The organism is Pseudomonas sp. S04 (genome assembly GCF_009834545.1).
Lineage (GTDB): Bacteria > Pseudomonadota > Gammaproteobacteria > Pseudomonadales > Pseudomonadaceae > Aquipseudomonas.
On record NZ_CP019427.1, the window covers coordinates 1,347,797 to 1,367,077 of the forward strand.

Genomic DNA, 19,281 nt, shown 5'->3' on the forward strand with positions numbered 1-19,281 from the left:
AGTGTGTAGCGGAGTAGCGTGATGGCACGTTGCCGTAGAGAAAGGCCACAGCCAGGCCTGATCGAGGGTGACGTTCGCGTAATGGGAACAGTTTATTGAGCAGCCGAATGGCTGCTTAATTGTTTCTGGATGTACCTTGCTGACCTTTGTTTGACCATTCCGGCTGGTGGCGCACGCGGCTTTCCCAAGTCTCGGTGAATCAGCGACTATTCGCAGACTTTCTATCGCGCAGAGGCATATCAATGGCATCGTTACCTTCACTTGCGTTCGCCGGCATCGGCTTGATGGGCTTGCCGATGTGTCGTCGCCTGCTGGCTGCGGGTTATCCGCTGACGGTGTGGAATCGTCATCCGCAAAAGTGCGCTGCCCTGGTCGAGGCGGGTGCCCGGCAGGTGGCGAGCCCGGCCGAACTCTGTGATCACGCCGACCTGATGATGTTGTGCCTGGCCAATACCGAGGTGGTGCGCGAGGTGGTGTTTGGTCCGGCGGGCGTGGCCAGTGGCGCGAAGGCTGGACAGTTGCTGGTGGATTTTTCCAGCCTGGAACCGACCGCCACCCGGGACATGGCCGCGCAACTGGCCAGCGAATGCGCCATGGGCTGGCTCGATGCGCCGGTGTCCGGTGGCGTGCCCGGTGCCGAGGCTGGGAGCCTGGCGATCATGGTCGGAGGGGAAGCGGCTGATCTGGAGCGGGTTCGCGCGGTGCTGCTCAACCTCGGCCAGCGAGTCACGCACATGGGCGCGGTGGGGGCGGGGCAGGTGACCAAGGCTTGCAACCAGATGATCGTGGCCTGCAATGCCCTGGTGATTGCCGAAGTGGTGGCGCTGGCCGAGCGCTCAGGTGTCGATGCAAGCCGGTTGGCGGACGCCTTGAGCGGCGGTTTTGCCGACTCCAAACCGCTGCAGATACTGGCTCCGCAGATGGCCGAAAGCCGCTTTGAACCGGTGAAGTGGCACGTGCGGACCCTGCTCAAGGACCTGGATGGCGCGGTGCAGTTTTCTCGCGAGCAGGGTTCGGCGACGCCAATCAGTGGCCTGGCCGCACAGCTGATGCGCTTGCACGGTGGCCAGGGCTTCCTGGAAAAGGACCCGGCAACCTTGATTCATCTGTATCGCGCACCAGCGACAAAGGGCTGACCGGCTGTAGGGGATTACGCTGGTTGAGCTCATTGAGAATCGGCCGCAGCTCAGCCAGCGGCACTGGGCAGCTCATCAGGTAACCCTGGATGAAATCGCAGCCAAAACGTTCGAGGAAGCGGTACTGCTCGAAGGTTTCGACGCCCTCGGTGACCACCTGCAACTGCAGGGTATGGGCCATGACAATAATGGCCTGGACGATTTCCATGTCTTGCGTTGAATCCGGGATGTCCTGGATGAACGAGCGGTCGATCTTTAGCGTGTTCAAGGGCAGGCGCTTGAGGTAGGCGAGGGACGAGTAGCCGGTGCCGAAGTCATCAATGGACAGGGAAACCCCAAGGGCACGGATTTGCTTGAGCAGCACCAGGGTGTTGGTGATGTTGCCCATCAACGCGTTCTCGGTGACCTCCAACTCCAGCCTGTCAGCCGCTACCCCGGCCGAGTGCAGGGCCTGCTCGATTTCGTCGGCCAGCTCCGGGCGCGCCAGGTTGAGCGGGGAGCAGTTGACCGCGATTTTCAGCGAGTCGCAGCCGTGTCGGGACAGTTCGCCGAGGTCTGCACAGGCTTTGCGCAGCACCCAGTTGTCGAGTTCGGCAATCAGCCCGTTGGCCTCGGCAATGGCGATGAAACGGTCGGGTGCCAGCACGCCGTGGAGCGGATGCTGCCAGCGGATCAGGGCCTCCAGCTTGGTCACCTGGCCGGTCCGCAGGTCGTAGATCGGCTGGTAATACAGTAGCAGCCCGCTGTCGTCGCGCAGGGCGTTACGCAGTTCCTCTTCGAGTTGCAGCGCCACCGTTGCCCGGGTTTTCAACTGCTCGTTGAAAAAATGCACACCGTTACGCCCATTGGCCTTGGCTTGGTACAGCGCCAGGTCGGCGTGTTTGAGCAGTTCCTCGCAGTGCTGGCCATCGTCGGGGAACACGCTGATGCCAATGCTCGTGGTCATGACCATGCGCCGTCCGGCCAGCTCGATCGGCGCTTTCATTTTCTGCATGATGCGCTCAGCCACTTGCTGGGCCTCCTCGCGATCCAGCAGATTGACCAGCACGCAGAACTCATCGCCGCCAAACCGTGCGACCACGTCGTCATGGCTGCGGACCGAGCTTTTGATATGCCCGGCAATTACCTTCAATAGGCTGTCCCCGGCATCATGGCCAAGGCTATCGTTGATGCGCTTGAAGTGATCGATATCAAGGAACATGATCGCCAGCTTGCCACCCTGTGCGGTTTTCTCCGCAATCTTCTCGGCAAAGATCTGGTTGAAGCCGCGACGGTTGATCAGGTTGGTCAGGGGGTCGTAAAGCGCCACTTGCTGCAACGACTGCCGGGCCTGGTCCAGTTGGCAGAGCAAGGCATTGACCCGGCACAGGTCACGCTCCTTGTGTTGCAGTTTGCGGTCGGCCAGCGCTGCGCTGACGCTGCTGCCGATCACCAGCAAGGTGATCACGGTGATGGTCACGCCCAGTTGCAGCGGGTTGTGGGGCACTGCGAGTGGGGCCGGCACGCCCTCTGGTAGCACCAGCATCATGGCCCACATGCCAGTGAAGTGCATGCTGACAATGCCGCCCCCCAGCAACAGGCTGGTCGCGTACTTGAGCAGTTGGTGCAGCACCCCGCTGCCAGTGCGCAGGCAGTGCGAGAGCAGCAAAGCTACGGCGCTGGCGAGAATGGCGATGATGATCGATACGGCGAACAAACCTGGCGCGAAGTAGATCTGGGCGCTGGAACGCATGGCTGCCATGCCCACGTAATGCATGGCGGCAATCCCCACTCCGACACCGATCGAGGCGCTGACGTACTGCCAGGGACGCGGCTCTGGATGGCTCAGGGTGTCCATGGTCAAGAAGGCGGCAAGAAAGGCTATCAGCAGCGAAAGCAGGGTAATCGACAGGTCATAGTGGATGGTGATCGGCGCCTGGAACGCCAGCATGCCGATGAAGTGCATGGCCCATATGCCACCCGCCAGACAGCCGGCTCCGACCCAGCGCCAGCGCCTTTGCGAGCGTGGATCTTCGGCATGGCCGACCCGCTCGGCCATGTCCAGAGTGGCAAAACTGGCTGCGCAGGCGACCAGGTAGGCCAGCAGCACCAACGCCGGGTCGTGGCTGCAGTTGAGTATGACCTGGCCGCCGCTTGCGGGCAGTTCGCTGCTGAAATGCCATCCTAGCCAGGCCATCGCATGCCCCGTCGTTGAAACGTCTCGCAGGCGCCATGAACGCTGGCGAATGGCTGGAGTATAGAAGCCGGCAGCTCAGTGAAAGCGGTGATGGCACATTGCCTCTTGTTATTTTGAACTTAGCTATATAGCGTTTAGAAATATAGATGGGGAATGCGAGTCGCGGCCTTCGATAAGTCGACATCAGCCTTACGAATAATTACAGACAGCGCGCAGGCGCCTGACTAGATTGCAGGTTCCGGGTTGGCAGTAGCGCGCCCATAACAATAAATAAAAAGAGACGGACCCATGCAGAACTCGACCCAAGCGGCGAATGCCTGGCGCATTCTGTTCCTGCTGTTCCTGGCCAATCTGTTCAACTTCTTCGACCGCACCATTCCGGCCATCATCATCGAGCCGATCCGCATGGAGTGGCACCTGAGCGACTTTCAGCTGGGGATCATCGGGACTGCATTCACCATCGTCTATGCGATTGCCGGGCTGCCACTGGGGCGGATGGCCGACACCGGTTCGCGCAGCAAGCTGATGGGCTGGGGGCTGGCGGTGTGGAGCGGGCTGACGGCGGTCAATGGGCTGGTGGGCAGTTTCTGGAGTTTCCTGATCGTGCGCATGGGCGTGGGCATCGGTGAGGCCAGTTACGCTCCGGCCGCCAACTCGCTGATCGGCGACCTGTTTCCTGCCCATCGCCGGGCGCGGGCGATGGGCATTTTCATGCTCGGACTGCCCCTGGGCTTGTTGCTGGCGTTCTTCACCATCGGTGCCATGGTCAAGGCCTTCGATAGCTGGCGTGCACCCTTTTTCATCGCGGCAGTGCCGGGGTTGATCCTGGCGGTCTTCATGTTCTTCATCAAAGAGCCCAAGCGCGGTGCGGCGGAAACCGTGCAGATATCCCAGGAACGGGTCGACCGGCCGATTCGTCGGGTCCTGGCGATTCCGACCTTTCTCTGGCTGGTGATGGCCGGCCTGTGCTTCAACTTCGCCACCTATGCCTGCAACTCGTTCCTGGTGCCGATGCTGCAGCGTTATTTCCTGCTGCCGCTGCAGGATGCAGCCGTGGCCACCGGGGTGATTGTCGGGGTTACCGGGTTGTTTGGCTTGACGCTGGGCGGCTGGGTGGCCGACAAGATTCATCAGCGGGTGGCCAGTGGTCGGCTGTTGTTCGCGGGCTTCAGCCTGATTATCTCGACCCTGTGCACGGCGTGGGCGCTGCATGCCGGGCGAATTGAAATCGGGGTGTTCGTGGCGGTGTTCAGCTTGGGCTGGTTGTTTGCCTACAACTTCTATACCTGCGTATACACGGCGATCCAGGACGTGGTTGAACCGCGCTTGCGGGCGACGGCCATGGCGCTGTTCTTCGCCGGGTTGTATCTGTTGGGGGGCGGTCTGGGGCCCGTGGTGGTCGGCGGGCTGTCCGATCACTTCGCCCATACGGCGATGCAAGCGGCGGGTGCCGAGCAGATGACCGAAGCCTTCAAGGCCGTCGGCCTGCACGATGCGATGTACCTGATTCCGGTCGCGCTGTTGCTCACCATGGTCTTCCTGTTCCTGGCAGCGCGCTGTTTTGTCCGCGATGCCAAGCGCATGAAGGAGGGGATGGGGACGGTGGTTGAGCCTGGAGTTGGTGCGGTGTCTGCGGGTTAAGCACCACAGCCTTCGGCAGATCCCACAGAAAAGCAAAAGGCCCGCATCGCTGCGGGCCTTTTTTATCGCGGTGCAAGGCGGGGGCTTAACCCGCCACCAGCACCCGGATCGCCTCCAGGCGCAGCGCCGCTTTGTCGAGCATGGCCAGGCCTTGTTCGCGCTGGTGGCGCAGGGCAACCAGCTCGCTGTCACGCACCGTCGGGTTGACGGCTTGCAAGGCGGTCAGGCGCGCCAGTTCTTCATCGGTGTCGGCTGCCAGGCGGCGTTGTGCTTCGGCTACCCGTTCAGCGTGGCGCGGGGTGATCTTCTCTTCGCCGGCGTTGATGCGCGGTGTCAGTTGATCACGCTGGGCCTGGATGAACTTGTTGGCGCTGGCGCGGGGCACGCTTTCGAGCTGGTCGTTGAGGGTCTCGAACGACACCCGGCTCGACAGGTCGTTGCCATTGGTGTCCAGCAGGCAGCGCAGGGCTGCCGGCGGCAGGTAACGGCCCAGTTGCAGCGAGCGTGGGGCGACCACTTCGCTGACGTAGAGCAGTTCCAGCAACACGGTGCCGGGCTTGAGAGCCTTGTTCTTGATCAGCGCGACCGCGGTGTTGCCCATCGAGCCGGACAGCACCAGGTCCATGCCACCCTGAACCATCGGGTGCTCCCAGGTGATGAATTGCATGTCTTCGCGAGACAGCGCCTGGTTGCGGTCGTAGGTGATGGTCACGCCTTCGTCGTCGCCCAGCGGGAAGCTGGCGTCGAGCATTTTTTCACTCGGCTTGAGGATCAGGGCGTTTTCCGAGTGGTCTTCGCTGTCGATGCCGAAGGCGTCGAACAGGGTTTCCATATAGATCGGCAGGGCGAACTGATCGTCCTGTTCAAGGATCGCTTCGACCAGGGCATCGCCTTCGCCAGCACCGCCGGAGTTGAGTTCCAGCAGGCGGTCACGGCCGCTGTGCAGCTCGGCTTCCAGGGCTTCGCGAGTCCCGCGGGCCTCATCGATCAGCGCTTGCCACTCGCCGTCGTCGGCTTCTTCCAGCAGCGGCAGCAGGCGTGGGCCGAACTGGTGCTGCAGGGCGTTGCCGGTCGGGCAGGTGTTGAGGAATGCGTTCAGTGCTTCGTGGTACCACTGGAACAGGCGCTCTTGCGGGCTGGTTTCCAGGTACGGCACGTGCAACTCGATGACATGCTTCTGGCCGATCCGGTCCAGACGACCGATCCGCTGTTCCAGCAGGTCCGGGTGCGCTGGCAGGTCGAACAGCACCAGGTGATGGGAGAACTGGAAGTTGCGACCTTCACTGCCGATTTCCGAGCAGATCAGTACCTGGGCACCGAATTCTTCATCGGCAAAGTAGGCCGCTGCACGGTCACGCTCGAGAATGTTCATGCCTTCATGGAACACCGTGGCCGGGATGCCGGAGCGCACGCGCAGGGCGTCTTCCAGGTCCATCGCGGTTTCGGCGTGGGCACAGATCACCAGGACCTTGGTGCGCTTGAGCATCTTCAACTGGTCGATCAGCCACTCCACGCGTGGGTCGAACTTCCACCAGCGTTGTTCTTCGTCGGCATCCGGTTGGGCCTGGAAGCTGACTTCCGGGTACAGCTCGGCGTGATCGCCCAACGGCAGCTCGAGGTACTCGTCCGGGCACGGCAGCGGGTACGGGTGCAGCTTGCGCTCAGGGAAACCTTGCACTGCGGCGCGGGTGTTGCGAAACAGCACGCGGCCAGTGCCGTGGCGATCCAGCAATTCGCGGACCAGGCGGGCGCTGGCTTCGATGTCGCCATCGTTGACCGCGGTCAGCAGGGCTTCGCCCTCGTCGCCGAGGAAACCCTGGATGGTCTTGTGGGCGGCCGGGGACAAGCGGCCCTGGTCCATCAGTTCCTGAACGGCTTCGGCCACCGGGCGATAGTTCTCGCTCTCGGCGCGGAAGGCCTTGAGGTCATGGAAACGGTTCGGATCAAGCAGGCGCAGACGGGCGAAGTGGCTGTCCTGGCCCAGTTGTTCCGGGGTGGCAGTCAGCAGCAGGACGCCAGGGATGGTCTCGGCGAGTTGTTCGACCAGCGAGTACTCGGGGCTGACCTGGTCTTCGTGCCACACCAGGTGGTGAGCTTCGTCGACCACCAGCAGGTCCCAGCCCGCAGCGAACAATGCATCCTGGGCTTTCTCGTCGTCGACCAGCCACTCCAGGGCTACCAGCGCGAGCTGGGTGTCTTCGAACGGGTTGCTGGCATCGCTTTCGATAAAACGTTCTTCGTCGAACAGCGCGACCTGCAGGTTGAAGCGCCGGCGCATTTCCACCAGCCATTGGTGCTGGAGGTTTTCCGGCACCAGGATCAGCACGCGGTTGGCGCGACCGGAGAGCAGTTGGCGATGGATCACCAGGCCGGCTTCGATGGTTTTACCCAGGCCCACTTCGTCCGCCAGCAGAACCCGCGGCGCAATACGGTCGGCCACTTCACGGGCAATGTGCAACTGGTGCGCGATAGGTTGTGCGCGCACGCCACCCAGGCCCCAGAGCGACGACTGCAACTGGCGGCTGGTGTGTTCCAGGGTGTGGTAACGCAGGGAGAACCAGGCCAGTGGGTCGATCTGCCCGGCGAACAGACGGTCGCTGGCCAGGCGGAACTGGATGAAGTTCGACAGTTGGGTTTCGGGCAGGGTGACCGGCTCGTTCTCTGCGTTGAGCCCGTGATAGACCAGCAGGCCGTCGACGTCGTCGACTTCGCGCACGGTCATTTTCCAGCCTTCGAAGTGCGTAATGGTGTCGCCCGGCGAAAACCTCACGCGGGTCAGGGGCGCATTCCGTAGCGCATACTGGCGGGTGTCGCCAGTGGCCGGGTAGAGCACGGTCAGCAAGCGACCGTCCTGTGCCAGAACGGTGCCTAGACCTAGCTCTGCTTCGCTGTCACTAATCCAGCGTTGCCCCGGTTGATACTGCTGCGCCATGCTGCCTGACTCCCGCCTTGAAAAAGCCGACTATCTTAACGGATCGCTGCCTTCAGAGCCAAAGGACTCTCATAAAAACTACTAGTCTTACGGTAGCGCATCGAGCCGATTGGTGATTGGGAGTGTCAACTGGCTCACAAGTTTGCGACCGATGGCTCAAGTCGCTGGTCAAACAGCCGACAGCCTGCCGACAGGAGACCCTCACCATGCTGCCACCCATGCTTCCCTTGAGCGCCGTGCCGATTACCTCCCAGCAGGATCCGGTACGGCCACGCCCGGACATCATGCCGGTGGCACCGGTGCAGCCCAGCTCCAGCGAGAGCACGATCGACCTGCAACAGCGCGATCCCGAGGAAGCGGCAATGGGGTTGCGTGAACAGCAGCGACGTCAGTTGGCCCGTGATAAACGCCGCCGTGAAACTGGCGACGATCCGCAGGTACCCCTGGCGGTGCCGGGCGACGAGTTGAATGCCGATAACACTGTGCCAGTGGTGGCGGTGATGGACGATCAGCCGCGCCAGGGGTTGTGGGTCGATATAGAGGTGTGAACTGCGAAGAGCTTTTGTTGCGTTGCCAGGTGGCTGGTCTTCGTTGGCCAGAGGCCGCATTATTGCTCAACCTTGAGCGGGCAGGGTGACGTGGGTCGCTGTGCCGCGCCTGTATTGAACTGGAAGACGTAAGCCACGCCATGAGCCAAGACGACAAGCTGATCGATCTCAACACCGAGCGCGCCAAGCGTGTGCATGATCTCAATGAGAAGCGCCTGAACGAAGTGCGCCAGGCATTCGAGCAGGCCATGCCGCTGGGCAAAGCGAAGAAAAAGCCGAAGAGCAAACCGAAAAAGCGTTGACCCCACCCTGCATCTGTTGATGCAGGTCAGTTATTTCCCCGCCTTTACGCCCTGTCTTGGGCGACATTGATCCCGGTCAATTTTCTCCTGTGCCTGATTGGTTAACTTAGACCCATCGCAACGAGGCAAGCACAGGAGGCTGGTCATGTTTTTCGACAATGTGGTGATCGCCGGAGTGCTGACCGTCAGCCTCATGGTTCTGTTTTTCGTTGGGTTTGGATTTTTTATCTGGAAAGACTCGCATAAGCGCAAGAAGCCTTAGGTCTTTCTGGGAGCACGAGCACGCAAGGCATTTTGGGCAACTTCGGTTGCCCTTTTTTTTGGTTTGGATTTTTTGGGCATATCCGTTGCTGCGTTAGCGGCTGCTTAGGGTTTGGTGTTTTTTCCAATAAAAAAGGCGCGACCTCCAGGAGGGCGCGCCTTTTTATGTGCAGCTTTGAATCAGCTACCCAGGGCCTTCGAGGCCAGCCAGAACAGGCCGGCGGACAGGGCCACCGTGGCTGGCAGGGTCAGGACCCAGGCCAGCAGGATGGTTTTCACGGTTCCGCCTTGCAGGCCGCTTTTGTTGGCGACCATGGTGCCGGCGACACCCGAGGACAGGACGTGGGTGGTCGATACCGGCAGGCTGAAGATGTTGGCCATGCCGATCATGCACGCGGCGGTGATCTGGGCCGACATGCCTTGTGCGTAGGTCATGCCTTGTTTACCGATCTTCTCGCCGATGGTCAGTACCACGCGTTTCCAGCCGACCATGGTGCCCAGGCCGAGTGCCAGGGCGACTGCCAGAATCACCCAGAATGGCGCGTATTCAGTGGTGGCGGTCAGGTCTTTGCGCAGCTTGTCTAGGTCGGCCTTTTCACGGGCGTCGAGGCCAGGCAGCTTGCCGACTTTCTTCGCAGTGTCGTCCAGGCAGAGCAGGTAGCGACGTACTTCGATGCGGCTTTCGTGCGGCAGCGAGTGGTAGTCGGCTACACCCTTGAGGGTGCCCAGCAGCGCGCTGATGGTCGGTTCGGTCTGTTGCGGATTGCAACGGAATTTCTCCGGCAGGTCTTCCTTCACGCTTTTGCCCAGGGCCAGGAACTCGCCCAGGGTGGCCTCGTTACGCTGATAGAACTGGCTCAGGTGCAAGGTCGCATCGCGAGTCCGCTCGATCTGGTAGGTGGTGCTGTTCAAGTCGAGAACGAACTGCGCCGGGACGATACCGATCAACACCAGCATGATCAGGCCGATGCCTTTCTGGCCATCGTTGGAGCCGTGCACGAAGCTCACCGCCATCGCCGAGATCACCAGGACCAGGCGGTTCCAGAACGGCGGGTGTTTCTTGTCGTCGATCTTGCGGCGCTGGTCCGGGGTCTTGTGCATCTTGGACAGCGGGCGCCACCATTTGAGGCCCAGCAGTACCAGGGCAGCCACCGCGAAGCCGGCCATTGGCGAGAGCACCAGCGAGGCGCCGATGTCGATAGCCTTCTGCCAGTTAACCCCGTCAACCAGTGGAATATCGTTGATCAGGGCGTTCGCCAGGCCGACACCGAGGATCGAACCGATCAGGGTATGGGAGCTGGAGGCCGGAATACCGAAGTACCAGGTGCCCAGGTTCCAGGTGATGGCCGCCGCGAGGAGCGAGAACACCATTGCCAGCCCGTGGCCGGTGTTCACATTGATCAACAGTTCTACCGGCAGCAAATGGACAATGGCATATGCCACGCCCACGCCGCCCAGCAACACGCCAAGGAAGTTGAATACACCGGAGAAGAACACCGCCAGGTGGGGCGGCATGGCCTTGGTGTAGATAACAGTGGCTACCGCGTTAGCGGTGTCATGAAAGCCGTTGATGAACTCGAAGGCGAGGACAAAGGCCAGGGCGAGCAAGAGGCTCACAAGCACCCAAGCATCCAGTCCGCTGAATAAATCGATCATGAAGGTTTTCTGACCCGGTCATAAGGGGGCGCGATTATGCCAGAAAAGATGGTTAATCGATGCATCAGATGCCGATCGGAAACATGTTTCATTCATTTAGTTTGTAACAAGACCCTAAGCCCCAGTCGCAGCGTAGGGTTTTTAACCCCTTGATTTTATTGGGTGCTTCGCCAGAAATCAGGTTTCCGTCGCCTCGGCCAATGGGGGATAACGCTGTATGAAATTTCTGAAATGAGGGGTCAGCTTTTAAGCCGTTCGCCTCAATTGGCGGGCAATGGCGGCCCGCGCCTGTCTTCAGCAGGCGCGGTGACGGAGCAACCTGCCCAGCGGCTGAGGGCAAGTTTTGAGCAACACTCAAGCGTTGGCGCTAGGGCTCTTCGGCCTTGAGGTCCTTTTCCATCTTTTGCAGTTCCTGGCTGAATGCCTGGTCCTGAACGCTGGCGCGCTTACGCCACGGTTTGCGTTCCGGTTCGGGCTGGGCGGCGTAGGTGGTGACTTCACCGCCGTACACATCCTTGTAACGTTGTTCCTGGCGCTCAAGTTCGGCGCGCAGTTCGTCTTTCGTCACAGTGTTACCTAATCAAGTTGAAATAAACTCTGGTGAAACGCACTGCGCGGGGTCGGTTGATCGCAGGCGTCATCATGCAAGTAGCCACAGGCTGCTTGAATCACGAACGCACTGCACTGACAGCACCGTTGTTGCAGGCGGCCACAGCACCAGAGAAGAATCACTGATGTAGCATCAGTCTTCTTGTTTCCTGCAAGCGCATGGGCCGGGCATTCGAAATGCGCGTCTAGCGCTTGCCAGCAGGTAGCGGGGCCAAAGCCTTGCGCTGCCTGGGTGATGGGATCCGTTGTCGAGGAGAAACGGGGACATCACTGTGGCCATTATAGCGTTCAATCGAGCGCTGCCTATCGCCAATAAGTTAAATGTCCCCGGCCCCTGTAAAAATGTTTTGTTACCTGGGTTGATTTTGAACCCATACAACAGACGTTTGTTTCCTGACGTCATTAATACAGCTGAAGTTGGTATGTGGGGGCACTCACTCGCTTATCCAAGGACAAGTATGAAAACCTGGTACGCACACATGCTCTAAAGTCGCCCCTCTTACTGGGTGCAGCCCGCAGTCGACAAGGCCCTTGGCTGAAAACGGATGGATTGCGATTATCGGCTGGTGGTTCGATAATCGCCCAAAGTTGACTGCCCACGGCTTGTGCGCACGCTCGGGGGCAGCCTGTAATAGCTGACGAACCCTGGGGACCGACCTGAAATGAACGATCAATTGCGCAATTCCTTCACGTCAGCCGCGCCGCCGATTGTTGCTTCGCCCGCCAAGCGGATCCAGGCGTTTACCGGGGACCCGGACTTCATGACGTCCCTGGCCCGAGGCCTGGCCGTGGTGCAAGCTTTTCAGGAGCGCAAGCGCCACCTGACCATTGCGCAGATCAGCCACCGCACCGAAATTCCCCGCGCAGCGGTGCGTCGCTGCCTGCATACCCTGATCAAGCTTGGCTATGCCACCACCGACGGGCGAACCTATTCGCTGTTGCCCAAGGTGCTGACCCTGGGCCATGCCTACCTGTCTTCGACCCCCTTGGCGGTCTCGGCCCAGCCTTACCTGGACCGCATGAGCGAGCAATTGCACGAGGCCTGCAACATGGCCACGCTGGAAGGCAATGACATTCTGTACATCGCTCGCTCGGCGACGACCCAGCGCCTGATATCGGTAGACCTCTCGGTCGGCGGCCGCTTGCCGGCCTACTGCACGTCCATGGGGCGGATCCTGCTGGCGGCGCTGGATGACGCGTCATTGCGTGAATACCTCGATCACGCCGACCTGCAGGCCAAGACCAGTCGCACCTTGCATACCCCCGAAGCATTGCTCGAGTGCCTGCAGGAAGTTCGCCAACAGGGCTGGTGCATTGTCGACCAGGAACTGGAGCAGGGCCTGCGCTCGATCGCCGTGCCGGTGTACGACGCCTCGGGCCAGGTGTTGGCGGCACTGAACGTCAGTACCCATGCCGGACGCGTCGGTCGCAACGAGCTGGAGCAGCGGTTTCTCCCGGGCCTGCTGAGTGCCAGCCGGGAACTGAGCGCCCAGCTGTTCGCCTGAACTGTTCGATAAACCGATATCGAGGCCAGGTGTCCTGAGAGGATCGATAGGCTGATAACAATCTGTTCGATAAACGAACACTTAGTCGATTATCGGATTGTTTGGGGTTTTTTAGCGGCTTACTCTTCAGTCAATCCGGCGCCGTACATCGCGCCTCGTCCTCCACGTCGGTTTACTCAAGCTCGGGAGTCCACCCCCATGGCAGAAATCCTTTCGCTGCACGATGCAGTGAAGCAATTCGTGAATGATGGTGACACGGTCGCCCTCGAAGGCTTCACTCACCTGATTCCAACCGCAGCGGGTCATGAAATCATTCGTCAGGGAAAAAAACACCTGACCCTGGTGCGCATGACCCCCGACCTGGTCTACGACCAGTTGATCGGTGCCGGTTGCGCACGCAAGCTGATTTTCTCCTGGGGCGGTAACCCTGGCGTGGGGTCGCTGCAACGTCTGCGCGATGCCGTCGAGAAGCAATGGCCCCAGCCACTGGAAATCGAAGAACACAGCCACGCGGACCTGGCCAATGCCTACGTCGCGGGCGCCTCGGGACTGCCGTTCGCCGTATTGCGCGCCTACGCCGGTTCCGACCTGCCCAAGGTCAACCCGCTGATCAAGACCGTGACCTGCCCCTTCACCGGCGAAGTGCTGGCAGCGGTGCCGTCGGTGCGCCCGGATGTGACGGTGATCCACGCACAAAAGGCCGACCGCAAGGGCAACGTGTTGCTCTGGGGCATCCTCGGCGTGCAGAAGGAAGCGGCGCTGGCGGCCAAGCGTTGCATCGTTACTGTCGAAGAAATCGTCGATGACCTCAAGGCTCCGATGAATGCCTGCGTCCTGCCGACCTGGGCCCTGAGTGCGGTCTGCCATGTGCCGGGTGGGGCGCATCCGTCCTACGCCCACGGTTACACCGAGCGCGATAACCGTTTCTACCAAGCCTGGGACCCGATTGCCCGCGACCGTGAGACCTTCACCGCGTGGATCAATGAGTACATCCACGGCAGCGCTGACTTCAGTGAATTCCAGGCCAAGTTGGCGCGTGCTTCGGAGGCCAAATAATGACTTACTCCACCAATGAAATGATGACCGTGGCCGCCGCCCGCCGCCTGAAAAACGGTTCGGTGTGCTTCGTCGGCATCGGCTTGCCCTCCAAAGCCGCCAACCTGGCGCGCCTGACGTCTTCGCCGGACGTGGTGCTGATCTACGAATCGGGTCCGATTGGCGCCAAACCCAGTGTGCTGCCGCTGTCCATCGGTGATGGCGAACTGGCCGAAACCGCTGACACTGTGGTGCCGACCGGGGAGATTTTCCGTTACTGGCTGCAAGGCGGGCGCATCGACGTCGGCTTCCTGGGGGCGGCTCAGGTCGACCGGTTCGGCAACATCAACACCACGGTGGTCGGTGACTACCATCAGCCCAAGGTTCGTTTGCCCGGTGCCGGCGGCGCCCCGGAGATCGCCGGTTCGGCGAAAAGCGTGCTGATCATTCTCAAGCAGTCGGCCCGTTCGTTCGTCGACAAGCTGGACTTCATCACCTCGGTCGGTCACGGCGAAGGCGGCGACTCGCGCCAGCGCCTCGGCCTGCCAGGGGCTGGACCGGTGGGCATCATCACCGACCTGTGCATCATGGAGCCGGAAGCCGGCACCCATGAGTTCGTGGTCACAGCGCTGCACCCGGGGGTGACCCGCGAGCAAGTGGTGGCGGCGACCGGTTGGGCCATCCGTTTTGCCGAGCAGGTGCAGCAGACCGCCGAGCCGACAGCGGTCGAGCTCGCGGCCTTGCGCGATCTGGAAGCACGGACCGCCGCCGCCCACGGCCAGGCACCGGGAGAAGCATGATGCGCGAGGTGTATATCTGCGACGCGATTCGCACCCCCATCGGCCGCTTTGGTGGCGGCTTGTCCAGCGTGCGTGCCGACGACCTGGCCGCGGTGCCGATCAAGGCCTTGATCGAGCGTAACCCGGGCGTTGACTGGAGCGCGGTGGACGAGGTGTTCCTCGGCTGCGCCAACCAGGCCGGTGAAGACAACCGGAACGTCGCGCGCATGGCCTTGTTGCTGGCCGGATTGCCGCAGAGCATTCCCGGGGTGACCCTCAACCGCCTCTGTGCCTCGGGTATGGATGCCATTGGCACCGCCTTCCGGGCGATTGCCAGCGGCGAGATGGAGCTGGCGATTGCCGGTGGCGTCGAGTCGATGTCCCGCGCACCCTTTGTCATGGGCAAGGCCGACGCGGCGTTCTCGCGCGGCATGAAACTGGAAGACACCACCATTGGCTGGCGCTTCATCAATCCCTTGATGAAAGCCCAGTACGGCGTGGACGCGATGCCGCAGACCGCCGACAACGTGGCGGACGACTACGGGGTTTCGCGCGCGGATCAGGACGCCTTTGCCCTGCGCAGCCAGCAACGTACTGCGGCGGCGCAGGCAGTAGGCTTTTTCGCCGAAGAAATCGTCCCGGTGCGTATTGCCCACAAGAAAGGCGAAAGCCTGGTAGAGCAGGACGAGCATCCCCGGGCCGACACCACCCTGGAAACCCTGGGCAAGCTCAAGCCAGTCAATGGCCCGGACAAAACTGTCACCGCCGGCAACGCGTCGGGCGTCAACGATGGTGCGGCGGCGATGATCCTGGCGTCCGCCGAAGCGGTGAAGAAACACGGCCTGACTGCGCGGGCCAAAGTGCTCGGCATGGCCAGTGCCGGCGTAGCTCCTCGAGTCATGGGCATCGGCCCGGTGCCAGCGGTGCGCAAGCTGATCGAGCGTCTGGGTGTGGCGATCAGCGATTTCGACGTGATCGAACTCAATGAAGCCTTCGCCAGCCAGGGCCTGGCGGTGCTGCGTGAACTGGGCCTGGCTGACGACGCGGCGCAGGTCAACCCCAACGGCGGCGCCATTGCCTTGGGACATCCATTGGGCATGAGCGGGGCGCGACTGGTGTTGACGGCCCTGCATCAACTGGAAAAAACCGGCGGTAAAAAAGCCTTGGCGACCATGTGTGTGGGTGTCGGCCAAGGCCTGGCGCTGGCGATCGAACGGGTCTGACCACCCCGTGGGCAAGCCCTGCTCCCGTAGGAGCAAGGCTTGCCCGCGAAGGCGTCATCACAGACGCGCAATTGCCTGAATGAGTGATTCCAGGGAACAGGAGTGTTGCAAAGTGTGTCTAGACTCTCACTGTCCCCATCGAGTGTAAAACCATGACATCTATGACAAGCCACTACACCGCTGAAGAGCGGGGTAAAAGAATATTTGCGATTGTCGGGGCTTCCTCCGGCAACCTGGTCGAATGGTTCGACTTCTACGTGTATGCGTTTTGCGCGATCTACTTCGCGCCAGCCTTCTTCCCCTCCGACAATCCCACGGTGCAACTGGTCAACACTGCCGGCGTGTTCGCTGCCGGGTTCCTGATGCGCCCCATCGGTGGTTGGTTGTTCGGCCGGGTAGCCGACAAGCACGGACGCAAGAATTCGATGATGATCTCGGTGCTGATGATGTGCGCCGGGTCTCTGCTGATCGCCTGTCTGCCGACCTACAAGGACATTGGCGTCTGGGCGCCGATCCTGCTGCTGGTCGCCCGGCTGTTCCAGGGTCTGTCGGTGGGTGGTGAGTACGGCACCACCGCGACCTATATGAGTGAAGTGGCGCTCAAGGGTCAGCGCGGTTTCTTTGCCTCGTTCCAGTACGTGACCCTGATTGGCGGGCAACTGCTGGCGGTGTTGCTGGTGGTGATCCTGCAGCAGTTCCTGTCCGAGGATGAATTGCGCGCCTGGGGCTGGCGGATTCCATTTGTCGTGGGGGCGGTTGCCGCGGTGATTTCGTTGCTGCTGCGTCGCTCGCTCAAGGAAACCACCAGCAAGGAAATGCGCGAAGACAAGGACGCCGGGAGCATCCGTGCGTTGTTCCGCGATCACAAGGCCGCCTTCATCACAGTGCTGGGCTACACCGCCGGCGGCTCGCTGATTTTCTACACCTTTACCACCTATATGCAGAAGTACCTGGTGAACACCGCCGGGATGCACGCCAAGACCGCCAGCTACATCATGACTGGGGCGCTGTTCCTTTATATGTGCATGCAACCGCTTTTCGGCATGCTGGCCGACAAGATCGGTCGACGTAGTTCGATGCTCTGGTTCGGTGCCCTGGGCACGCTGTGCACGGTGCCGATCCTGCTGAGCCTGAAGTCAGTCACTAGCCCGTTCCTGGCCTTCGTACTGATTACCCTGGCGCTGGCGATCGTGAGCTTTTACACCTCCATCAGCGGTCTGGTGAAAGCCGAAATGTTCCCGCCACAAGTGCGCGCCCTGGGTGTGGGCCTGGCCTACGCGGTGGCCAACGCGATCTTCGGCGGGTCGGCGGAGTACGTGGCCCTGAGCTTGAAGTCGGTGGGCATGGAAAACTCGTTCTACTGGTACGTGACGGTGATGATGGCCATCGCGTTCCTGTTCAGCCTGCGCTTGCCCAAGCAGGCAGCGTATCTGCATCACGACCTTTGACCGGCCGGCGCGCGTCTGAATCGGGCGCGCGCTGTCCGCACACCTGGCCCTGGCGGTCTCAAGGAGAAAACTGTGGCATTTGTACAACTGGCCGACGGCGAACTGCACTACCAACTCGACGGACCCGAACACGCCCCGGTATTGGTGCTGTCCAACTCACTGGGCACTGACCTGCACATGTGGGATGGGCAGATCCCGTTATTTGCCGAGCATTTTCGGGTATTACGTTTCGACACCCGTGGGCATGGTCGTTCGCTGGTGACGCCTGGGCCTTACAGCATCGAGCAACTGGGCCGTGACGTGCTGGCCCTGCTGGACGCCTTGCATATCGAGCGCGCGCATTTCTGCGGTTTGTCGATGGGCGGCTTGATCGGCCAGTGGCTGGCGATCAATGCCAGCGAGCGCCTGTTGTCACTGGTGGTGTGCAACACCGCGGCGAAGATTGGCGAGCCGGCCATCTGGGACCCGCGCATTGAAATGGTCCTGCGCGATGGCGCAGCGGCGATGGTGGCCCTGGGCGATGCCTCCATTGCGCGCTGGTTCACCGCGGATTTCGCCGCGACCAATCCGGCGGCGACCAAGCGGATCACTGACATGCTGGCCGCGACGTCGCCACAAGGTTATGCGGCCAATTGCGCAGCGGTACGGGATGCTGATTTGCGTGAGCAACTGACGGCGATCCAGGTGCCGACGCTGGTGATTGCCGGCACTGAAGATGCGGTCACGCCGCCGGCCGGTGGACACTTCATCGAGCAGCGGGTGGCCGGTGCGCACTATGCCGAGTTCTATGCTGCGCACCTGTCCAACGTGCAGGCAGGCGATGCGTTCAGCCACTGTGTGCTGAACTTCCTGCGGGCCATCTGAGGCGCTGGAACCTGCGGCGCATTCAGTGCTTGTCGCGGCCCCAGATCCAGTTCCACGCCCCGGGCAATCGCGCGGGGTCATTGGCATCGCGCAGGGTGCGGGCCATGGCTGCGCGCTGCAAGGCGGCCGAGTCTTCATAGAACGGTTTGGCTGCCAGGGGCACGTGGGTTTGCTCGGCACTGTCGAGCAGAATCTGCAGGTACTCCTGCATGTGCCGGGCGGTATAGCGATTGAGGTCGTGAAACGTCACCACCACCGGAATCACGCCATCAACGGTCGGCAACTCGCCCTTGGCGATCCGCTCGCGGGTTTCTGACAGCTGCCTGAGCAGGTTGGCGCGTCGACGTGGACTGGCGGTGATCCCCCACACCTTGCCGTCATTGGCGCTCAAGTCAGTCAACAACACCTGCAGGCCATGCCGTTGATAGGCGGCGAAGGTGCGCGCGTCGTAGCTCCAGAACGGCGGGCGCACCAGGCTTGGTGCTGCGCCGGTGATCACGGTGATGTCGTCGGTGCCCCAGGTGAGCGACTGTTCGAGTACTTGCGGATCAAGAGAGCGATGATTGCTGTGCCACGGCGTGGCGGTGTGGAAGCCCAGGATGTGGCCAGCCGCGTGTTCACGCAGCATGGTTTTGCGCCCCCGTTCACTGCCGCCGGCCCGTGGCGCGCGAGTCTGGACAAAAAACACCGCCTTGATGCCTGGCTGAATCGGGTTGTTGGCCAGCACCTCAAGTACCGCCCGGCTCGGATTGGCCCAGCCGGAGGCGCTGGGGCCATCGTCGAAAGTGAGCAGGAAGCGGATCGGCGGGGATGCCTGCAAGCGTTGCTCGGTTTGCGGCGTCAGGGCGATCGGTGGACTGATGCAACCACTGAGACCGAGCGCAAGGGCGAGCACAGAGACAACGGTGAGGATCAATTTCATAGTGTTGAGGTGACCGGCGACAAATCAGCAGAGGTGCAACCTGTTGGCGTGCAGTCATTCACCACACGCCAAGGCGGTCGCTCCCGGGGAGGTCTCCATGGGAACGTCACGACACTGAAGGGTTCAGCAGGCCGGGGTGATTATATCGAGTCAGGGCAGGTTGATGGGGTAACTGACGGTTCACCGATTCTTTTAATCGGCGAAAGTGGAATCTTGGCGATAATCGAACGAAAGTGTGTTATCG

General features: G+C 61.3%; 16 protein-coding genes. 11 read left to right on the forward strand and 5 right to left on the reverse strand.

Going from position 1 to position 19,281, the window contains the following annotated elements; translation table 11 throughout:
• The first annotated feature begins 242 nt into the window (after positions 1 to 242).
• Positions 243 to 1,136, forward strand: a complete 894-nt coding sequence (locus tag PspS04_RS05850; RefSeq protein ID WP_159994115.1) for an NAD(P)-dependent oxidoreductase — start codon at positions 243 to 245, stop codon at positions 1,134 to 1,136.
• On the opposite strand, the gene PspS04_RS05855 is transcribed toward PspS04_RS05850, so the two are convergent.
• A complete protein-coding gene (locus PspS04_RS05855) occupies positions 1,027 to 3,312 on the reverse strand; it encodes a putative bifunctional diguanylate cyclase/phosphodiesterase (protein ID WP_159994117.1) in 2,286 nt (761 codons plus the stop codon). The genes PspS04_RS05850 and PspS04_RS05855 overlap by 110 nt on opposite strands.
• Before the next feature lie 288 nt (positions 3,313 to 3,600).
• Here PspS04_RS05855 and PspS04_RS05860 point away from each other — a divergent pair, with 288 nt between their 5' ends.
• Entirely contained in the window at positions 3,601 to 4,953 is a 1,353-nt protein-coding gene (locus PspS04_RS05860) for a spinster family MFS transporter (protein ID WP_159994119.1), read from the forward strand.
• A gap of 85 nt (positions 4,954 to 5,038) precedes the next feature.
• Here PspS04_RS05860 and rapA read toward each other — a convergent pair whose 3' ends face one another.
• Positions 5,039 to 7,885 carry an RNA polymerase-associated protein RapA gene (gene rapA, locus PspS04_RS05865; protein WP_159994121.1) on the reverse strand — a complete coding sequence of 949 codons (2,847 nt, stop codon included), beginning with the start codon at positions 7,883 to 7,885 and terminating at the stop codon, positions 5,039 to 5,041.
• Positions 7,886 to 8,091: 206 nt separating this feature from the next.
• Between rapA and PspS04_RS05870 the strand changes: the two genes are divergently transcribed.
• The 3 genes from PspS04_RS05870 (at position 8,092) to ccoM (ending at position 8,997) form a co-directional block, all read left to right on the forward strand.
• Positions 8,092 to 8,433, forward strand: a complete 342-nt coding sequence (locus tag PspS04_RS05870) for an aspartate-semialdehyde dehydrogenase (protein ID WP_159994123.1) — start codon at positions 8,092 to 8,094, stop codon at positions 8,431 to 8,433.
• A 140-nt stretch (positions 8,434 to 8,573) separates the two neighbouring features.
• Entirely contained in the window at positions 8,574 to 8,735 is a 162-nt protein-coding gene (locus PspS04_RS27495; RefSeq protein ID WP_167355728.1) for a hypothetical protein, read from the forward strand.
• A 145-nt stretch (positions 8,736 to 8,880) separates the two neighbouring features.
• Complete coding sequence (gene ccoM, locus PspS04_RS27975; protein ID WP_305886485.1) at positions 8,881 to 8,997, forward strand: cytochrome c oxidase subunit CcoM; 117 nt, start codon at positions 8,881 to 8,883, stop codon at positions 8,995 to 8,997.
• Positions 8,998 to 9,176: 179 nt separating this feature from the next.
• Here the strand turns inward: ccoM and PspS04_RS05875 are convergent, their stop codons facing one another.
• Both PspS04_RS05875 and PspS04_RS05880 read right to left on the reverse strand, forming a co-directional pair.
• A complete protein-coding gene (locus tag PspS04_RS05875) occupies positions 9,177 to 10,652 on the reverse strand; it encodes an inorganic phosphate transporter (RefSeq protein WP_095167005.1) in 1,476 nt (491 codons plus the stop codon).
• A gap of 367 nt (positions 10,653 to 11,019) precedes the next feature.
• Positions 11,020 to 11,220, reverse strand: a complete 201-nt coding sequence (locus tag PspS04_RS05880) for a hypothetical protein (protein WP_095167007.1) — start codon at positions 11,218 to 11,220, stop codon at positions 11,020 to 11,022.
• Positions 11,221 to 11,923: 703 nt separating this feature from the next.
• Here PspS04_RS05880 and pcaR point away from each other — a divergent pair.
• The 6 genes from pcaR (at position 11,924) to pcaD (ending at position 18,115) form a co-directional block, all read left to right on the forward strand.
• Positions 11,924 to 12,766 (forward strand): pca regulon transcriptional regulator PcaR, encoded by an 843-nt coding sequence (pcaR, locus tag PspS04_RS05885; RefSeq protein WP_095167009.1) that lies wholly within the window; start codon positions 11,924 to 11,926, stop codon positions 12,764 to 12,766.
• 198 nt (positions 12,767 to 12,964) lie between these two features.
• Positions 12,965 to 13,822: a CoA transferase subunit A gene (locus tag PspS04_RS05890; RefSeq protein ID WP_159994125.1), complete on the forward strand. Its 858-nt coding sequence runs from the start codon at positions 12,965 to 12,967 to the stop codon at positions 13,820 to 13,822.
• On the forward strand, positions 13,819 to 14,601 hold the full coding sequence (locus PspS04_RS05895; RefSeq protein ID WP_174244611.1) for a CoA-transferase subunit beta: 783 nt from the start codon (positions 13,819 to 13,821) through the stop codon (positions 14,599 to 14,601). Before PspS04_RS05890 ends, PspS04_RS05895 begins: the two co-directional genes overlap by 4 nt.
• Entirely contained in the window at positions 14,598 to 15,803 is a 1,206-nt protein-coding gene (gene pcaF, locus PspS04_RS05900) for a 3-oxoadipyl-CoA thiolase (protein WP_174244566.1), read from the forward strand. The genes PspS04_RS05895 and pcaF overlap by 4 nt, the downstream gene beginning before the upstream one ends.
• Before the next feature lie 152 nt (positions 15,804 to 15,955).
• On the forward strand, positions 15,956 to 17,251 hold the full coding sequence (locus PspS04_RS05905; RefSeq protein ID WP_095167017.1) for an MFS family transporter: 1,296 nt from the start codon (positions 15,956 to 15,958) through the stop codon (positions 17,249 to 17,251).
• A 72-nt stretch (positions 17,252 to 17,323) separates the two neighbouring features.
• A complete protein-coding gene (gene pcaD, locus PspS04_RS05910; RefSeq protein WP_095167019.1) occupies positions 17,324 to 18,115 on the forward strand; it encodes a 3-oxoadipate enol-lactonase in 792 nt (263 codons plus the stop codon).
• Positions 18,116 to 18,137: 22 nt separating this feature from the next.
• Here the strand turns inward: pcaD and PspS04_RS05915 are convergent, their stop codons facing one another.
• On the reverse strand, positions 18,138 to 19,037 hold the full coding sequence (locus tag PspS04_RS05915; RefSeq protein WP_159994127.1) for a polysaccharide deacetylase family protein: 900 nt from the start codon (positions 19,035 to 19,037) through the stop codon (positions 18,138 to 18,140).
• Positions 19,038 to 19,281: the final 244 nt, after the last annotated feature.